Here is a 26,620-nt window from a genome sequence, read left to right on the forward strand (position 1 = left end):
GGATTCCTTATTTCTGTTTCATGTTTCGTAACTGTAAAGGTACTTTATTTCTTTACTATTCACTGATAGCGTTCCGCAAGGTGTTTTTTTGTGAACAGTAACTTTATTTCTTATTATTTTGTAAGGTCTTCCCAGGTTGTGATGTTGCCTGTGTAAACATCTTTTACCTGCTCACTGGTAAGTTCCTCAACACCGCTGTCGTTGTTTACGATTACAGCGATACCATCTTTTGCGATAACAGTTGCGGTAAGACCAGCCTCAAGCTCGCTGTCTTTCAAATCACGGGATGCCATACCGATATCGCAGAGTCCGTCGATTGCAGATGTCATACCAGTTGTAGAATCGCTCTGCTGAACCTCAATATCAACTTTGTTATTTACTGCCTTGTAGCCTTCAGCAAGTTTCTCCATAACTGGTGTTACAGAAGAGGATCCAGCTACTACAACTTTTCCTTCTACGTCAGCTGCTTCATATGCAGGTTTGTCGCCTACTGAGATGTATCCGTTGTCTTCAATGATCTGCTGTCCGTCTGCGCTCATGATGTATGTGATGAAATCCTGTGCTGCTTCGCTGACATCATCTTTTGTTGCAATATTGAATGGACGAACCACCTTGTAATCACCAGACTCGATGCTCTCTGCTGTTGCCTCTGCACCATCGATCTTTACTGCTGTTACGCTGTCATCCAGGGAGCCAAGGGATACATATCCGATTGCGTTCTCATCCTGAGCTACTGTGCTTAACATAACGGATGTGCTGTTTGTGATCTTTGCTGCCTCAGTTGTATTGTCTACTTTATTTCCATCTGCATCTTTTTCTTCAATTCCAAACAGTTCGATAAATGCGCCTCTTGTACCGGATCCGTCTTCTCTTGAACAGATTGTAATATCTCCGGAAGCTGCTGCCATAACTGTTGTTCCCATTGTTGCTACTCCTAATAATGCCGCCATTGCTACTGCTAAACCTTTTTTCATAGTTTTAAATTCTCCTTTTCTTCGCGGTCCTAATGTTTTTATCTCTCTCGCGATTACAGTTGTATCTTAATGTTTGGATGTAAAATGCACTAGCTTTTAAAAGTAAAATCGCAGTAAAATATGGCAGCGGTATTTTATATGTTTTTTAACAATATTTTCTTTTCCTTCACTGGATATTTCTAAGGGTTTATCCGTTGCTTCCACAGCGTTTTTCTTATATAATAAGACTATATAAAATTCTTCATGCAGAATAATCTGTATGTTAAAAATGAAAGGATTTGCCATGAACGAAGTAGAAAAGAATGCGCCCTGGCTGGATACGCCAGATCCGCAGCGTTTTATCAAAAATGCAGCAAAGTTTAATGATCTGATGATGATGTATAGATGTGCCATCCGGGAGGTACAGACCAAGCTGGAGGTTCTGGATGATGAATTTTCCGTGGAGTATAAGAGAAATCCTATTTCTTTTATTAAGACAAGGATAAAGAAACCGGAGAGCATTTACCGGAAACTGCAGAAGCTGGGATATGATTTTACAGCGGAGAATATTCAGGAACAATTAAATGACGTGGCTGGTGTCCGGGTGGTCTGTGCTTTCATTGACGATATTTATACAGTGGCCAATCTGATTGCCGGACAGGATGATATTAAAGTTATTAAAATCAAGGATTATATCAAGAATCCGAAGCCAAATGGTTATCGTAGTTATCATATGATAGTAGAGATTCCTGTATTCTTCTCCAAGGGGAAAACACCTATGAGAGTAGAACTTCAGATCCGTACCAACGGCATGGACTTCTGGGCTACATTGGAGCATCAGCTCCGCTACAAGAAGGGAATCGAGGACCTGCCAGGATATGCAGAGATCAGTGAAGAACTGCTCCGCTCGGCTCAGGCAGTAATCGAAACGGATAACGAAATGCAAAAAATTAAGAATAAAATCGGAATGTTTCATGATATCTAATAAAAAACAGCGGCTCTACCTGTGAAATGCTCACTTTCACAGGTAAAACCGCTGTTCTCTTTTTTTATTTAAGCCACACGAATACACAGAATAAAATAAACAAAAATGCCGCACCGCCAAAGATCAGTCCCACAGTCAGTGACGCCTTTAGCGAAAGCCAGATGATTCCTCTTCTTTCTTCCTTCGTCATCGGCGGATTCTGAAAAGCGCTCAGATTATCCGTCACTTCATTTTCCATTCCCGGTTCCGGCACTTTTACATCAAATTCTTTTCTGCGTCTGGATGGATCTCCAGGAAATATCTGCCATGGTCTTCTGGAATTCCAGGGCATACCATCCACATCCATATTGGCTACTGTGTAATCGGGCAATTCTTCTTTTTTTCTTTTTCCCATGTAGAACCTCCTGTTTTGCTATTTAATGTGTTGGTCGTTATTCCGGACGCGATTTCACAATGTATATTCACCGCCGCGCGTCGCAACGTTCCGGCAAGCTAATGACTAACTACGACTAAGACGCTCAGGAGAGCCTTCGCGCCTAAGTCTCCGTAAGTCATGGATCTCGCCTCCACTAAAACCGCTCCTAAAATGCGCGGCTTGCGAATATACATTGCAAAATCGCTGGTTACTGGAAAGGGAAGAAAGAAACAGTAACGACAACAACGAGGGTGGGGTGAAGTAGTTGGTATCCCGCAACTTTATTGTTTTTTGCCAATCTATCATTGCCAAGAAAGTATCGGGAAACCAATCACTCCCCCTCTGTCGAAAGTTCCTATGAACAAATAAGTCCCAGACAGTACACAGCATTCGGGCAATGGTGATTGCTCTAGCGAGCCATTTCAGGCGCGGTTTTAGCGTAGGCGAAATCCACTGCTTACGGAGACTTAATCGTGAAGGCTCTCCTGAACGATTTAGTCGCAGTTAGCAGTTAGTTCGCTGGAGCGTTGCGCCGGCGAGTGAGCAATCACCATTGTCCGAATGCGTCCGCCTTGAACAACTTTCAACACACTAAATAGCAACAGACCAGGTAATCCCTGGCCTGCTTTATTCTTAGTCATACAGATGGCAGCGCACCTTATGCCCATTTCCCATATCTTTTACCTCAGGCACCTGATTCTTACAAATCTCCATGCACTTCCGGCATCTGGTATGGAACTTACATCCCTTAGGCGGATTCGCCGGGGATGGAATATTTCCCTCCAGAATGATACGGTTTCTCTTCAGATCCGGATCCGGCATAGGAATTGCAGAGAACAGAGCCTCTGTATACGGATGAAGAGGATTTGCAAAAATATCTGATGTGGTACCAGTCTCCACAAGACCACCCAGATACATAACACCGATAGTATCGGAAATATGCTCTACAACGGAAAGGTCATGAGAGATAAACAGATAAGTCAGATTTCTCTTCTCCTGAAGTTCCTTTAACAGGTTGATGATCTGAGCCTGTACCGAAACATCAAGCGCAGAAACCGGCTCGTCACACACAACGAACTCCGGATTCAATGCAAGTGCTCTCGCAATACAGATACGCTGTCTCTGTCCACCAGAGAACTCATGGGGATAACGGTCCTTATGATAAGACTGAAGTCCACAGTCATCCATGATCTTGGTCACATAATCTGCATATTCAGACTTAGGAACCAGGTTATGCTCTCTTACAGCTTCCCCGATGATCTCGCCAACCGGCAGTCTTGGGGAAAGGGAAGAATATGGATCCTGGAAAATGATCTGCATCTTGGTACGCATATCGCGCATTTCTCTATTGGAAAGACCGTAAACATCTTTTCCGTTGAAGAGAACCTGTCCGTCTGTTTTCTCAATCAGCCTTAAGATGGTTCTTCCTGTGGTAGATTTACCACATCCGGACTCTCCAACCAGACCCATCGTGGTTCCTCTCTTTAATGTGAAAGAAACGTCATCAACTGCTTTTACAGCTCCAACCTGCTTACCGAACATTCCACCCTTGATCGGGAAATATTTCTTAAGATGGGATACCTCCAGAATGTTATCGGACTGCTGATTCTTTGTATTTTCTGCTGTCTTATTCTCACTCATGAGTTTTTCCCCCTTCCCCTGGATGAACATTTGCCAGCCATCCTGCTTCCGGACGGTCTGCATAGCGGTAACAGCTTACTTCATGTGTAGGACTTAATTTGATCACGCCTGGATAGCTTCCCTGACACTTGTCACAGCTAAGCTCACAACGGTCACGGAAATAACAGTAATCCGGCATATCAATAGGGTTCGGAACCTTACCTGGAATACTGTAAAGCTTGTCAACCTTTTTGCCTACAACCGGTTTTGAACGCATAAGTCCAATGGTGTATGGATGAGACGGGTTCTTAAAAATCTCACTTGCAGTACCTTTTTCAACTACACGACCGGCATACATAACAACTACATAATCTGCCATCTCTGCAATAACACCCAGGTCATGAGTGATCAGCATAATGGAAGAATTGATCTTATCCTTCAGGTTACGCATCAGATCCAGGATCTGCGCCTGAATGGTAACGTCAAGAGCTGTGGTAGGCTCATCAGCAATGATCAGTCTTGGATTACAAGCAAGACCGATTGCGATACATACACGCTGACGCATACCACCGGAAAGCTCATGAGGATACATCTTATAAACGCCCTCACTGTTGGCAATTCCAACCAGCTTCAGCATTTCGATGGTTCTGGCCTTTACCTGCTCTTTGCTCATATCCGGATTGTGAAGCTTGGTGATCTCATCAACCTGCTCTCCAATGCGGAATACCGGGTTCAGTGCAGTCATAGGCTCCTGGAAAATCATGGAAAGCTCATTTCCGCGAAGCTTCTGCATTTCACTTGTAGGAGTATTTACAATATTGTAAACCTTGTCTCCGGTATTAAAACGGATTTCTCCTTCTACAGTCTGTCCCTGAGGACGCTGTACCAGCTGCATAAGGGAAAGGCTAGTTACAGACTTTCCACAACCGGATTCTCCAACAACACCAACTGTTTTTCCCTGAGGAATTTCAAAGCTTACACCATCAACGGCTTTAACAGTTCCAATATCTGTAAAGAAATAAGTATGAACATTGTCAAACTCAACTACGTTTTCCGGATTCTTCATGGTAGTGATATACTCTGACTCCGGAATATTCTTTCTGTTTCTTTTCTTCTCTATCTCATTGGTGATCTTTCGATTCTCTTTGGAGATTCTTTTGGTTTCCTTAGCTGAGATATAGTTTGCGTTTTTCTTACCAAATAATGCCATATTCGCACCTACCGTTTCATTTTCGGGTCAAATGCATCACGAAGACCATCACCCACAAAGTTAAATCCAAGAACGGTCAGCAGGATTAAGAATCCGGCCGGGATCCATACGAACCAGAAGTTGGTCAATACGTATACATCATTTACCGCATTTACAATATTACCCCAGGAAGCGTATGGGAATTTAACACCGATTCCAAGGAAGCTAAGAGTTGCTTCCATCAGGATAACATCACCAAGTCCCATTGTTGCAATAACGATCAGCTGTGGAATAACGTTCGGAATCAGGTGACGGAAAATACGTCTTGAAATACGAACACCGGTAGCTTCTGTAGCAACCATAAATTCCTGCTCACGAAGAGACAGGATCTGACCTCGAACCATACGGGCAATTCCCGGCCATCCTACGATACCAAGAATTGCACAAAGTGCATAAATTCGGATTCGCGGGTCAATTTTGTAATAATCCATGACAGAACCGATGATAATGTACAGCGGCATTGCCGGAATACAGATTACAACATCAACCACACGCATGAGAATGGTATCTACCCATCCTCCAAAATAACCGGACACACCACCGATCAGAATACCAATAATACCTTCAATAATGATAACAACGAAACCGATCATCAGGGAAATACGTCCGCCATACATCAGTCTGGTCAGCATGTCCATACCGTTTCCGTCTGTTCCTAACCAGTGCTTTTTGCTTGGTCCGGAATAAGTATCATTTACAGTAGTTGCTTTCTGGCTTCTTACAACATACTGTGTATTCTTGGTCTGAAGCTGATAGGTTTCTTCTTCGCCAGCCTCATTAACAGCTGTAAATGTAGAAGCTTTGTCAGCAATTGCCTGTTCTACTGCTTCTTTAAAGGAAAGAGAAAGGAACACACCTTTTGCCTGAGGAGATACCAGAAGATTGGAAACAGTAGCATAAACTTCGCCATCCTTTACAACCTCTGTGGATGTCTCTTTCTCTGTTGTAGTCAGCTCATAGGTTGCGCCATCGTATTCAAAAAAAGCATCTCCTGCTTCAATTGCATCAAGTGCTGCCTGCTGGAAATCAAATCCCATCTCTGCATCATTCGTTGCTGCGCTGAATACTTTCTTGGTTGCAAATGCAACTTCGCCGGAAATTGTGATCTGATTCTCACGTCCGGCCTTCTCAATTGTATAGGTAGTTCCATCTACTTCAAAGGTATTGGCATCATTTGCCACAGCCTCTTCATAGCCTTCTTTGATTTCATCTGTTATTTCTGTATTTCCAACCTGTTTATAAGTAGATTTTCCTTTCAGTGTAAGAACGGTTGCTACTGATTCTGAAGAATAAATTGCCCAGTAATCTTCACCTTTTTGTTCCAATCCGTAGGTTACATCATTTGCTTCAAAGGAATCATTTCCCTTGTTTGTAGCAAGAATAAATTTCTGCTGTCCCTGCGCAGGAAATTCTGCACCATTTGCTGTTGTAAAAATATAAGATTTATTATAGGTAGCTCCCGCATAGTCTTTCCATACATGATCTGTTTTACGGAATACCTGGCTTTCATTGTAAGGGCTTACCATACCACCTATAAATGAAAACAAAAACATCGCTACCAGAATTACAAGTCCTGCCACAGCCAGTTTATTGCGGAAGAAACGCTTTGCAACAAGCATTCCTGGTGAAAGGACTTTTACACGCTGTTCATCATCCAGTGCCTTGGAGGTACTGACATGATCGTCTTTTTTCTTTGTTGGATCTGTACTCATGTTTTTCCTCCTAATTTACTCGTACCCTTGGATCTGCCACAGCGTACAGGATATCTGCGATCAGATTGCCGGTTAATGTCAGAAATGCCAGAAATACCATATAGAACATGGTAAACGGAATATCTCCCTGAGTTAATGCCTGGTAGGAGGTATATCCAATTCCCGGAATCTGGAACAAAGTCTCTGTGATCATCGCTCCACCGAACAGGTTCGGAAGTGTACTTCCAAGGATGGTGATGATCGGAATCAGAGTATTGCGGAATGCATGATGAGAAACCACCTTTTTCTCCGGAACACCTTTCGCTCTGGCAGTACGGATATAATCTGCATTCAGAACCTCCAGCATATTGGTTCTGGTATAACGCATAAGGGAACCAACACTTACGATAGTCAGCGTAATAACCGGAAGGATCATATGCTGTGCCATATCCAGTACCTTACCTACACTTCCATAGGACTCATGCATACGGCTTACGATACCATACAGGTCAACCCATTTCAGATTAATAGAGAAAATCCATTTCAAAATGGTAGCAAAGAAAAAGGACGGCAGCGAAATACCGATCAATGCAAAAACGGTAACTGCATAATCAATCCTGCTGTACTGCTTCGTTGCCGATATAATACCCAAAGGTATGGCAATGATAATTTCCAACAGGAAGGAGGCCAGTGCCAGAGCAAAAGAATACCAGATGACACTGGCAAATTTCTGTTTTACTGGCTGATGGAAAATCCAGGATTCTCCGAATTCACCATGAACAGCTTTTCCAAGCCAGATGAAATAACCTTCCAGGACCGGCTTATCCAGTCCATAAGCGGCATTTAACTCAGCAACCAGCTCATCATAGGGCTTCGCGCCCTGTTTCATTGACATATCACGGGCTCTTCCCTCTACATAAGAAGTCGGAAGGGCTCTCTCAATTGAATAAATGATCATGGAAACGAAGAACAGGATCATCGCTCCAAGAAGTACACGACGTACAATAAATTTTTTCATTATATAAATTATCCTTTCAGTATCGGGCGGGAAGACTGACTTACCTTGTTCTTACTGGCAGTGTGTCCTGCCGGTTCTGTCCGTTTTACCGGGCCGGGTTCCAGAGCATGTTTGAAAAAGGCTTTCTGCAAGATGTGCGTCACAATTTGTGGGAGATTGCGGGAATGCTTTTTCAGACACGCTCTAGCCCAAGGCATACTGCCAGTAAGGCAGTGGGTCCACTGGTTATGGTGGACCCACTGCGCTAACAAGTCATTCTTCTTTTATACCTTTAGTTCATTTCGATATTAATGATATCTCCATACCATGGATAGAATGTGGTAACATCTTTCGTAAAGGTATCTGCATTGATACGCTCAGGGCTGTAAATAACGCAGTTCTGTCTCTGATAGATCGGAATCTCTACTGCCCAGTCAAGAATAATGTCCAGACACTGTTTGTAAACAGATTTTCTGTATTCCTGATCAGCTGTGGAACGGGCATCAATAATATCCTGATCCAGTGTTTCATCATTGATGTGGTAGTAATTGCTCTTTACACTTGCGCTGTGGTAAACCTGATACATATCAGGATCCACTGTTGCCTGCCATGCAGCTGCCCACATTTCTGCGGTACCTGCATTTAAAGCATCCCACATAATGTTGGAGTCTGTAACATCATTGATCTCAAGTGTAAATCCGATGGACTCAAGAGCTGCCTTCGCATCTGTAAGGATTGCAAAGCTTGGGTGGTCTCCACTTCCGTCAGCGCCGATGATGATCTCATAAGTCATCTTAGCACCTTCCGGAGCTGCTGTTACCTTGCCATTCTCTACAGTGTATCCGGCTGCTTCGAAGAAGCCAAGAGCTGCCTGTGTTGCTGCTGCAAACTTCTCATCATCCGTCATATCATCTGTGTAAAGCGGATTTCCATCAACATCCACAGAGTAAGCTACCTGATAATCTGCATCAGATTTCTGAGGAGCTGCCCAGGATGTATTGGAGATCGGGTAGTTGATTACGGAAGCAGCATCTCCATAATAGGAATCGATTGCTACATCACGATATACAGCAAGTACAGTTGTAAGAGCTTTTCTTAAGTTCTTGGAAGCATCAGATCCTGGCTCTCCGCCAACATTGATTGTGTTTGCGTTAAGACCGATGTATCCGTATCCAAGGTTGTCTGTTGCGTTAACGATGATCTTATCACCGCTGAGCTCGTCGTTTCCGTTGATGCTCTTAATCTGGTCAAATGCAGATTTGCTTCCGGATGGATCGGAAAGGTCGATTGTACCCTGCTCAACACCGGCAATCTTATCTGCGTCGGAAGTCTCACGCCACTGGAGGTACTTTGTCTTAGGAGCACCCTTGTAGTAGTTCTCGTTTGCTTCCATGTATACAGTCTTGTTCTCATATTTCACAAATTTGTACGGACCTGCGCCAAGTGGCTGGTTGGATTTATCACGTACAGCGGAGAGATCTCCTCTTGTGAAACCGAACTGGTTGTTATCATAGTCATAGAGAGAAGCATCTCCATAATAATGCATTGGCTCAACGATTACCCCAAGCTGATAGATTGTAGTTGCCTCGAAACCATCTGTGGTAACCTCAACTTCGTAATCACCAAGCTTCTTGATTCCCTCAATGTTCGCAACCTCTTCACCTTCACCTGCTGCAGTTTTCTGCTCTACCAGGTATTCGGAAGCGATTGTTGCTGCATCTTCATCGAAGTATGCTTCGTCGCCGTAGGCAGCTGCAAGTGCAAGATAGTCCTTGCCATACTGGTCTGCGATCTCATTAATGATCGTATCCTGATCTTTGCCATCTACAGAATAGTTCTCATCTGCTGCGTAAAGCATTCCAAAGAACTCATCTCCGTTTGTAACACCATAAGCATCTGCATAATCTTCCCATGCAGTCTGCGCCCACTCATACTCAGATGTAAGAAGCGGAACAATCAGCTCATCTTTCACTCTTGCAGCAACTTCATCCGGCATGTCTGCAAGTGTATTTGCAACATCCTCATCTGTGATGGAATCTGCTGCTGTGGAATTCAGACGGTAATTCTTCATACCTTTGATATTGGTGGAGTAGAATGTTGCATTTCCATCATAATCTGTATCAGAAAGTACATAATATGTGAAAATCAGGTCATCTGCGGTAAGAGGCTCACCGTCAGAAAATGTTACACCCTCACGAAGCTTGAAATTGTATACAGTCTCATCCTCGCCCTCTGTAACAGTTACGTCGGAAAGTCCTGTATAAGTATAATCCGTTCCGTTATACTCATGTGTCTCACCCTCGATACCATTGTAAATAATAGCACCTGTACGGTCACTTCCAAACAGATACTCACCTACATTCTCTGCGATCTGCTGATCCGGAACTGCCTCGTGGAATAATCCACTGAATTTCTCGGAGAAGTTAGTCTGTCCAATAACAAGTGGTGTATCAGAAGAACCTCCCTCAGCTTCTTCAGCAAAAACAGGTACGCTCACTGTTGATGCTGCCATGACACCTGTTAATAACAGGGCCATCAACTTCTTCTTGTTCATATCTTATCCTCCTTTTTTAAGATATTTTATTGTAACTATTCATCAGAGCCTGTTGGGGACTCTTGAGGCCAGCTACTACAGACAACCTGAAAATTTGTTGTCTTATACCTCTCTATTTTACCATGTTTTATTACATGTGCAATAGCTATATGGCGAAATATGTCTGGAATTTTGTCCATAATTGTCAAAAACTGAAAGATTTTCACTCAAAATTTGTAAATTTCGCTTTAATCCGCCAGTTTTGCGCAGTGCTAACACTTCCCAGTGCTAAAATCATCACAGCGGCTGCCTCGAATAATAGTTCCCTTGTAAAAATAAGATTTTCGAAATCTTTTAACAAAAAAATCAGGTTTGCCACGCTTGTAAAAAGTCCCAGTACCGTGATGGCAATGCTGCACCTTACCGGACGCCGCACCCCTTTTTCATACTGTGCACAGGTCATATGCCCTATATGCTCTTCCGGGATTACCACCTGTGAGTGATCTGCTTTTCCCTCCTGCTGTCTGCAAAAAAGGAATAAGGAAGCACCTCCCATGATTCCATAGGAAACAGGGAAGACTACCACCATATAGGGAAGCAATATCCAGAAGATCCTGCTGCCTTCATTGTTCAGCATTAAACTGGCAAAATAAATCACAAGGGCGGCTGCCATAAGGCCTGTATTGTTAAGGGCATGTCTTTTCAGCTCCTTCACGGACAGGCTGCTGCCATACCATTTTCCGGTATATTCAAATTGTTTCCCTCTCTGACGGTAATCATTCCCATATTTTTTCACAATTCTGCCTCAACTTTCCTGTGAATTCCCAATCTCTTGCCCGAAATTGCTTTTCCTCTCACAGTCTTTGTCTGATGACTCAACCCAGCTTCTTATCCAGTTCATCCACAATCTTCTGAATGCAGCCATCTGTAAATGGAACTGTAAGTCCCACCTGTTTCAGCATGGACGGATAGAAATCACTTGCAGAAAGCCGGCAGAGCTTCATATAATCAGCCCATGCAGCGTCATGATCTTTCTCCATGCGAATCTTAAACTGGAATGCACAAAGCTGTGCAAGTACATAATCAATATAGTAGAAAGGCATCTCAAAAATGTGGTGCTGTCTCTGCCAGTAGCCGCCTTCTTCCATAAACCTGCAGCCAGTGGAATCCATATATGGGCGGTACTCCTGCTCCAGCCTGTTCCATGCATCACGTCGCTCCTTAGGTGTAAGCTCCGGATTGCCGTATACAATGTGCTGGAATTCATCCACCATTGTTCCATAAGGAATAAAGTCGATGGCATCCTCAAGATGCATCTTGCGGTAATCATCGCCTCTTTCCCCGAAGAAAAGCTCGATCCATGGTTCCGCAAAGAATTCCATGGACATGGAATGGATTTCTGCTGTCTCCATGGTCAGATACCTGGAGTGATCGGCGATCGGATCCTTGCAGGATACATAACTCTGAAATGCATGTCCACACTCATGTGTGATTACATCCACGTCACCACTGGTTCCGTTAAAGTTTGCAAAAATAAACGGTACACCATAATCCGGAAGCTCCGTCATGTAACCACCGGTAGCCTTATTCTTACGTCCGAATACATCAAAAAGCTCATTCTCCATCATCATGTTGAAGAAATCCCTTGTCTCATCAGACATCTCCGTGTACATTTTGCGGCCGCTCTCAAGAATCTCCTCAGGAGTACCGATCGGCGCCGGATCTCCCTGTGGGAAATAAACACCCATATCATAATAACGAAGTGCATCTACCCCAAGGCGTGCCTGACGGTTCTTGTGCATTCTGGAAGCTAACGGTACAAATACAGTCTTAATCTGCTCGCGAAGCTTCTGTACATCTTCCTTGGTATAAGAATTACGGTTCATGCGGAAGTAGCCCATATCAATGTAATTCTCAAAGCCCAGCATCTGTGCCTGTCTGGTACGGTTCTTCACCATCAGATCGTAGATTTCATCAAGCTCAGCCTGGTTCTCCTCAAAGAAGCCTGAAAAAGCATCCCATGCTTTCTTACGGGTATTCCGATCCTGGGAGCGCATATACTTGCGCATAAGGGAAAGGTTCAGTTCTTCTCCTTCCCACATGATCTTGGCAGAAGCGATCAGCTTGCTGTAACGGGAAGCAAGGGCATTCTCCTCCTGCATCAGCGGAATCAGACTGTCATCGAAAGATTTCATCTCCAGTTCCATGGACTTAAATGCAACCGGTCCGATTTTCTCTTCCATATACTGACGATATGGGGTGGCAAAAAGTACTTTCTTGTACTCATTTGTCACTGCGTTCAGTTCCGGGAGCTTCTCATCATAGTAGCTCTTCTCGCCGTCATAAAACTCATTTGTCACATCTCCATCCCTGCGGATATGGGCGATGGTGTAAAGAGTTCTCACGTGATCCATCAGCTTGTTAAATTCCTGATGAATCTCGAACTGCTCTTCTCCGCTCTTCGCAGAAGATGCGCGCTGGATAATCTCTTGTGCCTGTGCGATCACAGCCGGAAAATCCACACGAGTGTAAGGCATTTCTGAAAATTTCATCTCGTTCCTCCTTTATAGACACAAATGGGCGGACAAACTTCCTAAAGCTTATCTTCAGAATGCTGTCCGTCCATTGTCGCGTATTATTTACTATATCATAATCACATCTAAATTAAAAGGCTTAAATTTATAAAAAATGTTAATAAAAGAACATTATGACGTTGAAAGTGTGTTTTGCCAAATCTTCAGATTTTATTCAGCTACGCCTTCTTCTCCTTCTTCTACGATTTCCAGATCATCAAGCGTGTCATCTTCTTTGGATTCCTCTTCATCATACTCTTCTGGTGTATATGGAGTTTCTGTCACGTTTGCCTTTTCCAGAAGAAGCTCTGTTACCTTGCTCTCATAAAGGGCATTTACAAGCGTTTCCCGTGTATAAAGAGTCTCAAAATCAGCAGGACTCTCGCCATAGTAGTCAGCATACTCATTCACATAATTCACGTATTCATCTTCTGTTACCTCAATATTATTGGCTTCGGCATATGCACTGATGAAGAGGCGGCGGTTTACAAGATTTTTGGCTTCTTCCGCAATATCATCCTCTGTAACCCCGAACATATCCAGCACATCACTTACATCTCCGTCTTCCCCTGTAAACATGGAATAACCGGAGAGTGCCTCTTCCTTGCATGCCTCAAACAGGTCGTCCGGATATTCTCCGGTAAACTCTGTACGTGCCAGGCAGGCAGAAATCAGATCTTCTGTCTCGTCATAAGTACTCTGTTCCTCATAGGACTGCTCCAGATATTCTTTTACAGAAGCCTCATATTCTTCCTTCGTGTCATACCCGGTATAATTCTTTACATAATCTTCATCATATTCCGGAGTATTGGAAGCTGTAACATCTGTTACCTCCACAGAAAAGTCAACGGTTTTTCCCTGCCAGTCCTCCTGCCAGGTGTCATCTCCGTATGTGATGCTGAAATCCAGTTTGTCTCCTGTAGAAACGCCTGTCAGCTTCTGGTCAAATTCTGCACCAAATTCTTCCTGTCCCAAAGTGATAAAAGTCTCGTCAGGATCAGCAGCTTCCTCACCCTCCACATTGGCAGTAAGATTCATATATACAATATTTCCATCCTCGGAAGGTGCATTGGTAGACTGCTCATCACTGGCATCTGCCAGTTCTTCCTGGATCTCATCCTGTACCATATCGTCTGTGATCTCATAGGTATACCTGGTAACCTCTACACCATTATAATCTCCAAGAGTCACATAATCGGAAGCATTCTGAACCAGATATTCAGAAGGAGTAATGGGATCAAGCGCCACTTCTTCCTCTGCGTCATCTGCATCGATCACTTCATTATTCTCTACATCCTGTGAAAATTCAGGATCCAGTTCTTCTCCATCTTCATCCGGATCAGCAGCTGTCAGATTCTCCTCTGCTGTGCTCTCCTGGGTAGTATTGTCCGTGTTTTTCTGCTGAGAAGCATTATCTCCACAGCCTGCAAGTACTGTCATAGCTGCCAGTGCAGCAAGAACATATCTTTTTTTCATATTTTTATTCCTTTCTGATAACTGTATAGATAAGAGCCAACTATCCATTCTATATGTTTCGCATGTTATTTAATAATAATATAACATTTTCGAAATATCTTGTAAACTTTCTTTTCCTATGGACACTTATTTTTCACAAATCGTATTGCCGTCTGAAGAATGAAAAAAATCCTCTGCATGCTGCACCATACAGCATAAGCAGAGGATTCTGAAATTTCAATATTCTATCAAGCCAATCCCTGTTATCTTTCCTCTCGGAAGTAGGAAAGTCCCAGGCTTTCCGGAGGCTGATTCTCTTTTTTCTTTCGAAAGCTTACTACAACCAGTACGATAATGGTAACCACATAAGGAACCATCTGGATCAGGTCTGTGACATAACTTGCAACCTTGATTCCAAGAATACTTGGAAGGAACTGATACAACCAGTAGAGCATACCAAAAAGATACGCACCCCAGATACAGTTCAGAGGTTTCCATGTGGTAAATATAACCAGTGCAACAGCCAGCCAGCCAAGAGCCTCTATCTGTCCCGTTGTCGCCCAGATGCCCTGATTATAATCCAGAACGTAATATAATCCGCCGATTCCGGAAAGACCGGCACCAATACAGGTTGCCAGATATTTATATTTGGTTACATTGATTCCGGCTGCGTCTGCAGTTCCCGGATTTTCACCTACAGCCCGAAGATTCAGACCTACTCTTGTTTTGTTCAGCACATAATGCAGAACAACAGCAATAATGATTGCCGCATACACCAGAAAACCATAGGCAAAAACAGTTTTACTTAGAATTCCCAGCTTACTGGACAGGAATGGAATCTTCTTTGAAAAAGAAGCGTATGCCAGCGGTGCTGCAGTGTAGCTTGCACCATTTAAAATAAATACACCAAAGAAATTGGCAACACCCATACCAAATGTGGTAAGTGCAAGACCGGTTACATTCTGGTTTGCACGAAGGGTAATGGTAAGGAAGCTGAAAATCAGCCCTCCCAGCATGGAGGCTGCAATTGCTGCCACAAGCGCCAGGATCACGCATATCCACCCCTTTGGATCTGCTGAATTTTTCTCATAAAAATAGGAACTGGCGAAGCCAGCAAAGCCGCCAAGATACATAATTCCAGGAACACCAAGATTCAGGTTTCCTGATTTCTCAGTAGTGATCTCACCCATGGAACCAAACATGATAATTGTTCCAAATGGAATTGCCCTGATGATCCACGCAATCAGATTACTCATTTAGTGCACCTCCTTTTTGGAACCACGGAAAATCATTTTATAGTTGATGAAGAATTCACTTCCAAGAATAAAGAACAGAATCACACCTTCAATAATACTTGCCGCATAGTCATTCAGGCTGTATGCGGAAGCAATTTCAGCTGCTCCCTTTGACAGAAAGATCAGCAGGAAGGAAATCAGTGCCATGTAAAAAGTATTGAATTTTGCAAGCCATGCAACAATGATGGCAGTAAATCCATTTCCGCCTGCAGATGTGGTGGAAATAGTCTGGTCTCTTCCTGCAACGATCAGGAAACCTACCAGACCACAGATAGCTCCGGAGATGATCATGGTACGGATTGTTACCCATTTAACATTAATTCCGGCATATCTTGCTGTGTTCTCAGACTCACCTACTACGGTAATCTCATAGCCCTGTTTGGAATATTTCAGATAAAAGAACATTACAAACATGAGAATCATTACAATGAGAATGTTAATATTATATCTCTGTCCCATAAACTGCGGGAACCATCCAACCTGTGTAGACATGTTCAGCTTACCAAGGCTGGAAGCCTTTCCTCGAAGGATATTGGTCATGCATGCAACAATACTGGTTGCCACATAGTTCATCATCAGGGTAAAAAGTGTCTCATTTGTATTCCAGTATGCTTTGAATACTGCCGGAATAAAGCCCCAGAGGCCTCCGGCGATCACACTTGTAAGAAACATCACAAGAAAAAGAACCGGAGTCGGAAGGCTGGCACCACATTTTACCATAACCATAGCTGTGGCAAGACCTCCCATCAGCACCTGTCCCTCTGCGCCAATGTTCCAGAAGCGCATTTTAAACGCAGGAGCAAGGGCAATACCAATGCAGAGAAGGGTTACCAGATCTCGCATTGCCCAGGAAAAACGGATGCTTGTCATAAAGGTACCATTTAACATAACACCATATACAGATAATGGATTCAGGCCTGTTACACTATAAATAAAAATCGCATCTACTACAAGCGCCAGAATAATGGCAGCCGCACGAACCCATACCTTGTACCCGAAGCTGCTTCTGTCACGCTTAATAATTCGGATCAAGGGTTCTTTAGTTTTTGCGTCACTCATTTATTTTCCCTCCTTCCGAAGATTTGTCATAAGAAGTCCAACTTCTTCTTTCGTAGTCGTTCTGGCATCCAGAATACCATTCTCTTTACCGCCGCAAAGTACCAGAATACGGTCACACAGATCAATGAGAACGTCCAGATCCTCACCTACATAGACTACGGCAACTCCCTCTTTCTTCTCTTCATCCAGAAGATTATAGATGGTATAAGAGGTATTGATATCAAGGCCTCGCACTGCATAGGCAGTCATCAGTACAGTAGGTGCTTCTGCAATCTCACGGCCAACAAGAACCTTCTGTACATTTCCTCCGGAAAGACGGGATACCGGAGTATTCAGGCTTGGAGTCACAACTTCAAGCTCTTCCTTAACCTTCTCTGCCATTTTCTTCGGGGTACGCATATCTGTAAGCGGGGATGCGCCCTTTCCATAGCTTTTCAGAAGCATATTTCCGGTCATACCCATAGAACCTACAAGTCCCATACCCAGACGGTCTTCTGGCACAAATGCAAGGTGAACACCTGCATCACGGATTTTCTTCGGTGTTTTTCCAACCAGCTGAAGGGGCTGATTTTCTTTTCCTCTTTCGTAAAACTCAATACTGCTGCCCTGGCCTGTAATCTGAAGTCCGGCAATGGCTTCCAGAAGCTCTTTCTGTCCATTTCCGGAAATTCCGGCAATTCCCAGGATCTCACCGCCATAAACGTCAAAGCTTACATCATCCAGTACCTTAATGTCCTCCCGGTTATAAACGGTCAGATGGGAAACAGAAAGCCGCTTCACCGGATTTACAGGTGCGGAACGGGCAATATTCAGTTCCACCTTCTTGCCTACCATCATCTCTGTGAGAGAATTTTCAGTGGCCTCACAGGTATCTACGGTACCTATGTACTCTCCTTTTCTCAGAATGGCAACGCGGTCGGAAATCTCCAGAACCTCGTGAAGCTTATGGGTAATAATGATAACTGATTTATTATCTGCCTTCATATTTCGGATAACCTCAAACAGACGGGCTGTCTCCTGAGGTGTCAGTACCGCTGTCGGCTCATCCAGAATCAGAATGTTTGCACCTCTGTAAAGAACCTTTACAATTTCCAGAGTCTGTTTCTGAGATACGCTCATCTCGTAAACCTTCTGATTCAGGTCCAGATCAAAGTGATACCTGTCACAGATAGCCTGTGCTTTTTTACGAACCTCTTTCAAATCAAATTTCTGCTTTTTATCAAGACCAAGTGCAATATTCTCAGTGGCACTAAAGACGTCGATCAGTTTAAAGTGCTGGTGAATCATACCGATTCCCAGATCATAGGCATCTTTTGGGGAACGGATCTCCACATGCTTTCCATCTACCAGAATCTCACCGGAATCTGGAAAGTAAATGCCGGAGATCATATTCATCAAAGTGGTTTTTCCACTTCCGTTTTCTCCCAGGAGGGAGAGGATCTCACCTTTTCTTACATTAAGGTTTACATTTTTGTTGGCAACAACTTTTCCAAATGTTTTGGTAACATTTTTTAACTGAATGGCATATTCCAAAGTGTTGTGCCTCCCTTCCCGTTTTATAATCAAGGCAAAACAAGCTCTTCTGGTTTTGCCTATCTTTGAAGCGTTCGCCAAAATCCCACATCCGCGTGGATTTTAACTTTCCCGCTTACGAAACAAAAGGGAAGCCTTTTTACAGCTCCCCTTTTGGATTTCATGTAATTCGATAACTGTTCAGGTTTCTTCCCAGCTACCTGCTCCGCGATGCACAGAAATCATGCTTCGCAGGATTTCGCATTACTGCTTATTCAACAGCGTCTGCGTCCTCTGTGATTCCATCAATACGAAGTGTAAAGTATGGAGCGCTTCTGAATGTGGACTCTGCAAAATGTCCATCCACGATTGCCTCAACAGTCTCGCCCTGATATACAACAGTTGCTGGATCAGTTGTGTAATCCATGAAGGAAAGGTCAACCGGTGCAGAGGTAACTTCCTCACCGCCTACAGTAAATGTAGAGGTATCAAATACCTGAAGAGAACCGTCTTTCAGTTTGCCCTCGATGTCAGCAACGTAGTCTGCAGTTCCTTCTGCACAGGACTCACCAAGTTCTGTGATTCCTACTGCATCGTCATTATATCCTGCGGACCAGTCCTGCTCAAGGTCACCACCGCCCATTACGGTTGCAATTGCATGTTTGTAGTATACTGCCCAGTTATTGGTAGCAGAGGTAAGTGCTGCTGTAGGAGCAGTCTCAAGCATATCAATATTGTAGCCTACAGAGTAGCAGATCTTGCCATCATCGTGAAGCTTCTGTGTAGCTGCAGGAGCACCTGTAGAGTCTGCATGCTGTCCGATGATCACACAGCCGTTTGCAATAAGTGCCTCAGCTGCTGCACCCTCTTTGTCAATATCGAACCAGGAGTTTGTGTACTTAACTTCCATTACAGCGTTCGGAACAACGCTCTTAATACCAAGGTAGAATGCAGTATAACCAGAAACAACCTCAGCGTAGCTGAATGCTCCAACATAGCCAACCTTTACATTACCGTCTGCATCAAAGCTGTCTGGCTGTGTCTCGGTGGTAAGAGTGCCATCTTCAAGAATCTCTTTCAGCTTCAGACCAGCTACAACACCGGATACATAGCGGGATTCATAGATGTTAGTGAATGCATTCTTGAAATTCTCGCATCCACTGATTGCTGCAAAATCGCCTGTCATGGAAACGAATGTTACATCCGGGTATTCCTGAGCAGCCTGTACCAGATAGGTCTGATGTCCATAGCTGTTACCGATTACCAGAGAGCATCCCTGTCCAACAAGGTCGATTGCTGCATCATAGCAACTGGAGTCTTCCGGAACTTTGTATTTCCAGATGATCTGGCTCTCGTCAAGACCAAGCTCTGCAGCAGCTTCCTTGACACCGGCGATATGAGCTGCAGAATATCCTTCTGTCTCATCACCTACAAGAATAACTCCCATCTTGAAGTTCGGATCAGCTTCAACGCTGTCCTCGTCAGCGGCATAAACAACAGAAGCGAAGGCGGTCATTGTAAGCACCATCACTGCTGCAAGAAGAAGGCTGACTACTTTTTTACACATTTTTTTCATTTTACTTCCTCCTTGATATTTTATTTGCCTGAGACTTTTCCCCTCTATGTAAGAAAAATCTTAAACATTACAATTATTTTATTTTTTTTCTAATTAAATGTCAACCATTTATATATAATTCAAAAAATATTTTTGAACAAATGATAATTTTTTTGTAAACATATTTTTACGCGTTCTTCATAATCTTACTTTATCATTTTTCTTATTAGCCACGCGGAAAGCTCTTGGCGTTACCCCATATCTTTCCTTGAATACACGGTGAAAATAACTGTTGTTTTCATAGCCCACTGCTGCAATGATATCGCTGATGGGAAGGTCTGTATCACACATCAGTTCCACAGCTTTACTAAGACGTTTCCGCTGAAGTAGCTCCTTAAAATTAAAGCCTGTTGTTTTTTTTATCATTTTGCTTAATACATGCATGGGAAGGTGAAGCATATCGCATAGCTCAGTCAAGGTGGCCGTGCGGTATTTCTGCTCAATATAATCCAGAGTAGTCATGGATATCATGTTCTCGTACTGATTTGGAAGGCGCATTTCCACATACTGTACAGAGTCCATAAGGTAAAGAAAAATAAGTCCCATGGTAGTCTGATTGATTTTGTTCTGGTTGCCTCTTCCTGTTACAAGGGAATAAATAATATTTTCCAGAAGATTCTGGATCTGCAGCACCTCAGATACCTTAAAATGAAGATATTCTCCCTGCTGGTTATCCCGGCGCAGTACATTCACCAGAAAATCTGCCAGAACATTATTATTTCCTGCCATTGAATATGCCACATCAAAAAACTCCGGCAATACCATAAAATTTATGGCAATGTCATTCCTGCCAGCTGCAAGAATCTCATGATGGGTAAACTGATTCAGAAAAAGCAGTTCCCCTTTTCGCACAATAACCTGTTTGCCATCTATAACATTAGTAAGAGTTCCCTCGCATACGTAGAGTACTTCCACATAATTATGGCGGTGAAGGGGGAAATGAACAAACCTGGTATGGGTGCGGATTGCGATCAGCTTCCCTTCCTCCAGCATCTTATTGCTGTCAATTGTAAAATCGCTTCCAGACGTGTAAAGATCCCTGTCCACTTCTGCTTCTCCGTTCAGGATCCTTCTCTCTTCTTCTGTAATTTCACGAAGCTGCTCCAAGAGTTCTCTCTGCACTACACATACCCCCTGCTGCATGATTTCTGTTTTTCTAATTATATACACAAAAAGAAGTTAGTGTCAAAAGCTCTTTTCACACTAACTTCTTCCTCTATTTTTAATCTCTATTTTTTCTTTTTCAGGACCCTTGTTGCCAGCGGCTGCATAATCTCATCCGCTGCGCCGTAGATCACTTCATATTCTGCCGGAACCGGAACTGCCTTGGTTTCTCTTGCATAGTTCTGGATAAACAGATATTCATTTTCCTGATTTTCACGTAAGGTGACAGAAACCTCTGCCGGTACGAATCCCAGCGGTGCCTGAATGCCAGCTTCCTTTGCTGCCTTTCCGTAGAAATCACTGTAGAAAGCCTGTTCCATATCTGCGCCAACGTAATATACGTGACCTTTTCCATATGATTTATGTGTCACTACAGGAGTTCCTGCATAGAAGTCATCGCCATAGCGCATAAGCACTTCTGCGTCAGAAACCTTTACCAGCTCACACAGGTTCTTGCAAGTATAGATGCCGCTGATTTCCAGATGATTGCCTGGTTCCGAAATTCCATGGTTCTCTTCCCAGTCATAAAGAGCATCAATCTCCGTAGTACGAAGACCGGCTGCCTCCATAAGCCCGTATGGTGTACCTCCAAGGAAGCACTTGTCTGTGCCATCCACAAGACCGGTCCAGTAAGTGATCACCAGGGTTCCGCCATTTTCTGCATATGCTCTTAATTTTTCTTCGTATCCATCTTTGAACATATAAGCCATTGGCGCTGCCACAATCTTATAGCCGGAAAGCTCATGCTCCATGGAGATCACATCCACATTCAGTCCCTGTTCACGCAGGGCGCGGTACTGCTTCTGCACCGCTTCTGTGTAGAACATGTTCTCATTCCGCGGTCCCTGTGCATCCTGGATTGCCCAGTTATTTTCTCTGTCATAAAGGACTGCTGCCGGAGACTTCATCTGGCTGCCGCAGACTTCCTTCAGTGCCTCCAGTGCCTCTCCAACCTCTGTCACTTCTTTAAACACACGGGTATCCTCTCCGCCATAGTGGTCGATCACTGCACCGTGGAATTTCTCAGAAGCCCCCTGGCTCTGATGCAGCTGAAAGTATAAAACGCTGTCGGAGCCGTGAGCCACTGCCTGAAGAGAGGAAGCCAGCATCATTCCCGGCTTTTTCAGCTTATTGATGGGCTTCCAGTTTGTGGCAGATGGGCAGGACTCCATGAGAAGGAATGGCTGATTCTTAATGCTCCTCATCAGATCATGCTGCATACCTGCGTCAATGGCAGTAAAAAATTCCTCTTTCTTATGCCAGCTTGGATAGTTGTCCCAGGATACCACATCCAGAACATCGCGAAACTTCTTGTAATCAAGACCATTGTAATCATACATCAGATTGGCTGTTACCGGCAGTTCAGAACCGCCTTCACGGATTGCAGCAACCTCTCCTTTGATAAAATCAATGGTGCGGTCAGTAACGAACCGGTTCCAGTCAAGCTTCAATGCATGAAGCTCGTTCTCCCCCTTTGGGGATGGGGCTTCAATCTGATCGAAGCTATTGTAAATGTGGCTCCAGAATGTGGTGCACCAGCTGGAATTCAGCTTCTCAATGGTTCCATATTTCTCCTTCAGCCATTCCCGGAATTTCTGCTGGCAAAGAGGGCAATAGCATTCTCCGCCAAACTCATTGGAAATGTGCCACAGAATCACACCAGGATGACTGCCCAGTCTCTGGGAAAGCAGCTTGTCCAAATCATGGACCTTCTGACGATATACCGGAGAGGTATAGCAGTGATTATGTCTGCCTCCGAAAAATCTTCTGGTGCGGTCCGGATCCATGCGAAGGACCTCCGGATACTTATCGGCCATCCACTTTGGCCTTGCGCCTGACGGTGTTGCCAGAATCGTGGAAATTCCCTCTTTATATAAATTGTCAATAATCTCTTCCAGCCAGCCCAAATTGTACTTTCCTTCTTCTGGTTCCAGTACTGCCCAGGAAAAGATTCCTACAGATACTGTATTAATATGGGCTTTTTTGAAATATTCAATGTCTTTTTTCAGAATGTCCGGGCGGTCAAGCCACTGCTCCGGATTGTAGTCACCACCATGCAGCATACGGCCATATTCTATTTTTTTTGCCATCTCAATCTCCTTTTTGTTGCCATGATAAGAGTATTTTTGTTACTGGCCACGGAGTGAGCAGTAACGTATTTTTTCTCAGATTCCCTTAAATACAAATGAAAACTCCATAGGCTTACTTGTATCCAGCAGATATTCTTCCTGGGTTCTTGCTCCCCAGCTGTCGTCTCCGGCAATTCCCATCTGGCCTTTTGCCACGCGCACTACTGTATAATGAATCTGGGGCAGCTCATATGGATGCATTGCATTTTCCATCTCGTGAGGTGTGTATGGCAGGGCAGAGAACATCATCGGGCCATTTTCTTTATCCATCTCAAAAAGCATTCCTCTGCCTTTCCGGTCTGTGATTTTCGCCCATCTGACCTCTTCCTTGGCACCGCATTCCTGTGGAACCATATATCTTGCCACATTATCTTTTACCATATTGTCGTAGATTCCAAGCTTTGCACCTTTCTTACGGTCTGCATAGGTCTCAGCTTCTCCAAGTCCATACCAGGATACATGGTCATAATCTGCATTAAACTTGAAAATCACACCAAATTCCGGCATATCGCCAAGCTCCTTCACCGGATCATAGGAAAGTGTGGTACGAATTCTTCCATCTCCGAAAACTTCATAAGCAAGTGTACACTCAGCCGCCGGAACAGTTGGAAGAAAATAGGTATAGGATACCTTTACGGAATGCTCTTTTTCCTCTACCTTTGGTACATTTCCAGGTCCATATGCCGCTCCGCGGTAATCCTTATGGTTTACATACATGCTGGCAAGCTTCCACTGTCCATATCGCATTGCCATCAGATTTCCACAGTCATTGTCTGTTGGTGCACGCCAGAAATTAGGCTTCGGAATTGCCTCGATCATTTCTTTTCCTGCATATTTATAGGAAACAAGACCACCGTTCAATACGGAGAAAAGCACCTCAAATTCCGCTCCGCGCACGCCAATATTATGGGTACTATGAATTACCTCCAGATGCTCTGTGCAAGGCTTCACAGCTGTTTCCACCTGGTAAACATACTGTCCAAAGGCAACCTCATGACCTGCTTTCGCCCATGGCATATCCTCTTTCAAATGGAAAGAAACCGTTACCGTGTACTCACCTGCTTTCTCCTCCTTCTTAAATGGAAGAGCATATTCCATCTGGCTCAAAGGAGCCACTGCTGTATCCAGTACTTCTGTATGAATTATGTTTCCATCCTTCTGAAGGGTTACTCTGCATTCAAATGTGTCCGTATTTACAAACAGATTTTTGTTGATCACATTCACTGAATCAGCACTTACCTGTGCGGTAATATTCTGATAATTAAATTTCACTTCCTGCATCTTCGGAGACGCATCACGATTTCCACCATATGCAATACCATTTCCACTGAAATTATAATCAGTAGGACGCTCGCCAAAATCTCCGCCATATGCCTGGAACTCTTTTCCATAACGGTCTTTTTTGTAAATAGACTGATCGATATAATCCCAGATAAAGCCACCCTGATATTTCGGCTCTGTATCTGTCAGATCTGTATATTTATGCATGGCACCGCAGGAATTTCCCATGGCATGGGTATACTCACAGCAGATAAAGGGCTTGGAATCATCTTTTGCAAGAAACTCTTTAATTGCTTCCACAGATGGATACATCTGGCTTTCCATATCGCTGGTAGCGTTATATCTGCGGTCATGGCAGACACCTTCATAATGTACCAGACGGGTAGGATCTGCATTTCTAAAGAGCTGGGACATTTCAAAAATATCCTTACCACCGAAGGACTCATTTCCACAGGACCAGATCAGGATTGCAGGATGGTTCTTATCTCTCTGATACATGGAATTGGCGCGGTCTAACATCATAGACTGCCATTCCGGCTTATCATGTGGAACCACGTAAGTATAGTCTTTCGTAAATTCCGCTGTATCCCAGGAGCCGTGACTTTCCAGGTTGGTCTCATCGATCATGTAAATTCCAAACTCATCACAAAGCTGGTAGATCAGAGAAGCATCCGGATAATGACAGGTTCGGATGGCATTGATGTTATTCTGCTTCATGATGGTCAGATCCTTGCGGAGCTCTGCTTCGGATACACATCTTCCTGTTATGGAACTGAATTCATGACGGTTCACACCTTTAAATACAATTCGTTTTCCATTTAAAGTCATAATTCCATCTTTCATTTCAAATCGGCGGAAACCGACTTTCTGAGGGATCACTTCCTGAAGAATACCATTCTCATCGAAAACCTCCATGACCAAATCGTAGAGCTGGGGATCTTCTGCACTCCAGAGAATCGGATTCTCCACCGTCCAGCTAAAAGTATCAGCAACACCTTTCTGAACGGTTCTGCCAGTAGCTTCAGCGGCTGCATCTTTTCCGTTCCTGTCACTTCCTGTATTTGCTGCATTTTCGCCTAAGCTCTTATTTTCCTCCAATATGGTCTGTCCTTTTTTTGACAGAACAATATGTACGTTTCCCTTTCCCCAGGTGCTGGTCTTGACTTCAAACCGGGCTTTCTTAAGGCTCTCATCCGGGATTGCACGGATCTGGAGATCATACACATGCACACCCGGTACTGTATAAAGATAAACCTCCCGGTAAATTCCGGAGAAGCGATAGAAATCCTGATCCTCGCACCAGCTGCTGGCTGTCCACTTGAACACCTGAGCTGCCAGCTTATTTTCCCCTTCTTTCACATAATCGGTGAGTTCAAATTCTGACGGGGTAAAAGAATCTTCACTATATCCTACAAACTGGCCATTCAGCCAGAGAGCGATTCCACTTTCTGCACCCTGGAAGGAAATAAAAAGACGTTTTCCTTTCATCTGTTCCGGCACTGTGAAATATTTCACATAGCTTGCCACAGGATTGAAATGCTCCGGAATCTTCCCTGGGTGAATATCCTCGTGTCCTTCCCATGGATACTGCACATTGGCATACTGAGGTGCATCGTAGCCCTCCATCTGGATATGGGCCGGCACACGGATGTCATCCCAGTCTTTGCAGGAATAATCTTCTCTCTCGAAGCCTTTTATGGTATTTCCGTAATTGCGGGCATAATGGAATTTCCAGATTCCATTTAAGCTGTGGCGGTAAGAAGTCTCACCTGTGGAAGCCTCTTCCACGTTTGCATAAGTGATATGATCGGAGTGCGCCTCCATTCTTCCGTCTTTAAAATACTCGGGATTCTTAACTAATGAATAATCAAATTCCTTCATATATAATCCTTTCTCGATACTGTTCACTGGTAACAACAGTAACCCTCTCTCTAAACGTTGCGGGCAATATTTTCCAGATGCCCTGTACTGGTTTTATTATAGTAATATAAACTTTCTATTTCCATGGAATTTTTACAGAACAATATATAAAAATCGTCCATAGATTGCGTATCCATGTTCAGAAAAAAGGGCGCCGCAAATAAATCGCAGCAC

Annotated in this window: 19 protein-coding genes; 1 reads left to right on the forward strand and 18 read right to left on the reverse strand. The window is 43.8% G+C overall.

The window, feature by feature from the left end; all coding sequences use genetic code 11:
- Positions 1–113: 113 nt before the first annotated feature.
- Positions 114–974, reverse strand: a complete 861-nt coding sequence (locus tag LIZ66_RS12280; protein ID WP_148461213.1) for a substrate-binding domain-containing protein — start codon at positions 972–974, stop codon at positions 114–116.
- A gap of 283 nt (positions 975–1,257) precedes the next feature.
- On the opposite strand from LIZ66_RS12280, the gene LIZ66_RS12285 reads away from it, so the two are divergent.
- Positions 1,258–1,938: a GTP pyrophosphokinase gene (locus LIZ66_RS12285; RefSeq protein ID WP_148461332.1), complete on the forward strand. Its 681-nt coding sequence runs from the start codon at positions 1,258–1,260 to the stop codon at positions 1,936–1,938.
- A 64-nt stretch (positions 1,939–2,002) separates the two neighbouring features.
- On the opposite strand, the gene LIZ66_RS12290 is transcribed toward LIZ66_RS12285, so the two are convergent.
- The 17 genes from LIZ66_RS12290 to LIZ66_RS12365 all read right to left on the reverse strand — a co-directional run bounded on the left by LIZ66_RS12290 (position 2,003) and on the right by LIZ66_RS12365 (position 26,407).
- Positions 2,003–2,332, reverse strand: coding sequence for a hypothetical protein (locus LIZ66_RS12290; RefSeq protein WP_195379234.1), 330 nt, complete (start codon positions 2,330–2,332; stop codon positions 2,003–2,005).
- Between the two features lie 654 nt (positions 2,333–2,986).
- The gene (locus LIZ66_RS12295) at positions 2,987–3,994 is read right to left on the reverse strand and encodes an ABC transporter ATP-binding protein (protein WP_148461212.1); all 1,008 of its coding nucleotides are present in this window, start codon (positions 3,992–3,994) and stop codon (positions 2,987–2,989) included.
- Entirely contained in the window at positions 3,987–5,183 is a 1,197-nt protein-coding gene (locus tag LIZ66_RS12300; RefSeq protein ID WP_118579273.1) for an ABC transporter ATP-binding protein, read from the reverse strand. Before LIZ66_RS12300 ends, LIZ66_RS12295 begins: the two co-directional genes overlap by 8 nt.
- 8 nt (positions 5,184–5,191) lie before the next feature.
- Positions 5,192–6,934, reverse strand: a complete 1,743-nt coding sequence (locus LIZ66_RS12305; RefSeq protein ID WP_226836499.1) for an ABC transporter permease — start codon at positions 6,932–6,934, stop codon at positions 5,192–5,194.
- A 10-nt stretch (positions 6,935–6,944) separates the two neighbouring features.
- Positions 6,945–7,931: an ABC transporter permease gene (locus LIZ66_RS12310; RefSeq protein ID WP_118579276.1), complete on the reverse strand. Its 987-nt coding sequence runs from the start codon at positions 7,929–7,931 to the stop codon at positions 6,945–6,947.
- A 51-nt stretch (positions 7,932–7,982) separates the two neighbouring features.
- Positions 7,983–8,111: a DUF6783 domain-containing protein gene (locus LIZ66_RS20055; RefSeq protein WP_368072609.1), complete on the reverse strand. Its 129-nt coding sequence runs from the start codon at positions 8,109–8,111 to the stop codon at positions 7,983–7,985.
- 91 nt (positions 8,112–8,202) lie between these two features.
- Complete coding sequence (locus LIZ66_RS12315) at positions 8,203–10,464, reverse strand: ABC transporter substrate-binding protein (RefSeq protein WP_227200991.1); 2,262 nt, start codon at positions 10,462–10,464, stop codon at positions 8,203–8,205.
- Between the two features lie 202 nt (positions 10,465–10,666).
- Positions 10,667–11,239 carry a hypothetical protein gene (locus LIZ66_RS12320; RefSeq protein WP_227200990.1) on the reverse strand — a complete coding sequence of 191 codons (573 nt, stop codon included), beginning with the start codon at positions 11,237–11,239 and terminating at the stop codon, positions 10,667–10,669.
- A gap of 79 nt (positions 11,240–11,318) precedes the next feature.
- Complete coding sequence (locus tag LIZ66_RS12325; protein ID WP_173717076.1) at positions 11,319–12,995, reverse strand: M3 family oligoendopeptidase; 1,677 nt, start codon at positions 12,993–12,995, stop codon at positions 11,319–11,321.
- Positions 12,996–13,187: 192 nt separating this feature from the next.
- The gene (locus LIZ66_RS12330; RefSeq protein WP_227200989.1) at positions 13,188–14,492 is read right to left on the reverse strand and encodes a trigger factor; all 1,305 of its coding nucleotides are present in this window, start codon (positions 14,490–14,492) and stop codon (positions 13,188–13,190) included.
- 242 nt (positions 14,493–14,734) lie between these two features.
- On the reverse strand, positions 14,735–15,727 hold the full coding sequence (locus LIZ66_RS12335; RefSeq protein WP_227200988.1) for an ABC transporter permease: 993 nt from the start codon (positions 15,725–15,727) through the stop codon (positions 14,735–14,737).
- Entirely contained in the window at positions 15,728–16,825 is a 1,098-nt protein-coding gene (locus LIZ66_RS12340) for an ABC transporter permease (protein WP_227200987.1), read from the reverse strand.
- Entirely contained in the window at positions 16,826–18,358 is a 1,533-nt protein-coding gene (locus LIZ66_RS12345) for an ABC transporter ATP-binding protein (protein ID WP_227200986.1), read from the reverse strand.
- Positions 18,359–18,608: 250 nt separating this feature from the next.
- Entirely contained in the window at positions 18,609–19,913 is a 1,305-nt protein-coding gene (locus tag LIZ66_RS12350; protein ID WP_173717079.1) for a BMP family ABC transporter substrate-binding protein, read from the reverse strand.
- Positions 19,914–20,090: 177 nt separating this feature from the next.
- A complete protein-coding gene (locus tag LIZ66_RS12355) occupies positions 20,091–21,074 on the reverse strand; it encodes an AraC family transcriptional regulator (protein ID WP_173717080.1) in 984 nt (327 codons plus the stop codon).
- A 107-nt stretch (positions 21,075–21,181) separates the two neighbouring features.
- Entirely contained in the window at positions 21,182–23,206 is a 2,025-nt protein-coding gene (locus LIZ66_RS12360; protein WP_227200985.1) for a beta-galactosidase, read from the reverse strand.
- A gap of 75 nt (positions 23,207–23,281) precedes the next feature.
- A complete protein-coding gene (locus tag LIZ66_RS12365) occupies positions 23,282–26,407 on the reverse strand; it encodes a beta-galactosidase, LacZ type (RefSeq protein WP_227200984.1) in 3,126 nt (1,041 codons plus the stop codon).
- Positions 26,408–26,620 lie beyond the last annotated feature (213 nt).

The sequence above is a fragment of the Blautia faecis genome, assembly GCF_020554845.1.
GTDB lineage: Bacteria > Bacillota > Clostridia > Lachnospirales > Lachnospiraceae > Blautia_A > Blautia_A faecis.

Coding starts and splice junctions, on each gene's coding strand:
- LIZ66_RS12280 (WP_148461213.1), bottom strand. CDS start 974: ATGAAAAAAGGTTTAGCAGTAGCAATGGCGGCATTATTAGGAGTAGCA.
- LIZ66_RS12285 (WP_148461332.1), top strand. CDS start 1,258: ATGAACGAAGTAGAAAAGAATGCGCCCTGGCTGGATACGCCAGATCCG.
- LIZ66_RS12290 (WP_195379234.1), bottom strand. CDS start 2,332: ATGGGAAAAAGAAAAAAAGAAGAATTGCCCGATTACACAGTAGCCAAT.
- LIZ66_RS12295 (WP_148461212.1), bottom strand. CDS start 3,994: ATGAGTGAGAATAAGACAGCAGAAAATACAAAGAATCAGCAGTCCGAT.
- LIZ66_RS12300 (WP_118579273.1), bottom strand. CDS start 5,183: ATGGCATTATTTGGTAAGAAAAACGCAAACTATATCTCAGCTAAGGAA.
- LIZ66_RS12305 (WP_226836499.1), bottom strand. CDS start 6,934: ATGAGTACAGATCCAACAAAGAAAAAAGACGATCATGTCAGTACCTCC.
- LIZ66_RS12310 (WP_118579276.1), bottom strand. CDS start 7,931: ATGAAAAAATTTATTGTACGTCGTGTACTTCTTGGAGCGATGATCCTG.
- LIZ66_RS12315 (WP_227200991.1), bottom strand. CDS start 10,464: ATGAACAAGAAGAAGTTGATGGCCCTGTTATTAACAGGTGTCATGGCA.
- LIZ66_RS12325 (WP_173717076.1), bottom strand. CDS start 12,995: ATGAAATTTTCAGAAATGCCTTACACTCGTGTGGATTTTCCGGCTGTG.
- LIZ66_RS12330 (WP_227200989.1), bottom strand. CDS start 14,492: ATGAAAAAAAGATATGTTCTTGCTGCACTGGCAGCTATGACAGTACTT.
- LIZ66_RS12335 (WP_227200988.1), bottom strand. CDS start 15,727: ATGAGTAATCTGATTGCGTGGATCATCAGGGCAATTCCATTTGGAACA.
- LIZ66_RS12340 (WP_227200987.1), bottom strand. CDS start 16,825: ATGAGTGACGCAAAAACTAAAGAACCCTTGATCCGAATTATTAAGCGT.
- LIZ66_RS12350 (WP_173717079.1), bottom strand. CDS start 19,913: ATGAAAAAAATGTGTAAAAAAGTAGTCAGCCTTCTTCTTGCAGCAGTG.
- LIZ66_RS12360 (WP_227200985.1), bottom strand. CDS start 23,206: ATGGCAAAAAAAATAGAATATGGCCGTATGCTGCATGGTGGTGACTAC.
- LIZ66_RS12365 (WP_227200984.1), bottom strand. CDS start 26,407: ATGAAGGAATTTGATTATTCATTAGTTAAGAATCCCGAGTATTTTAAA.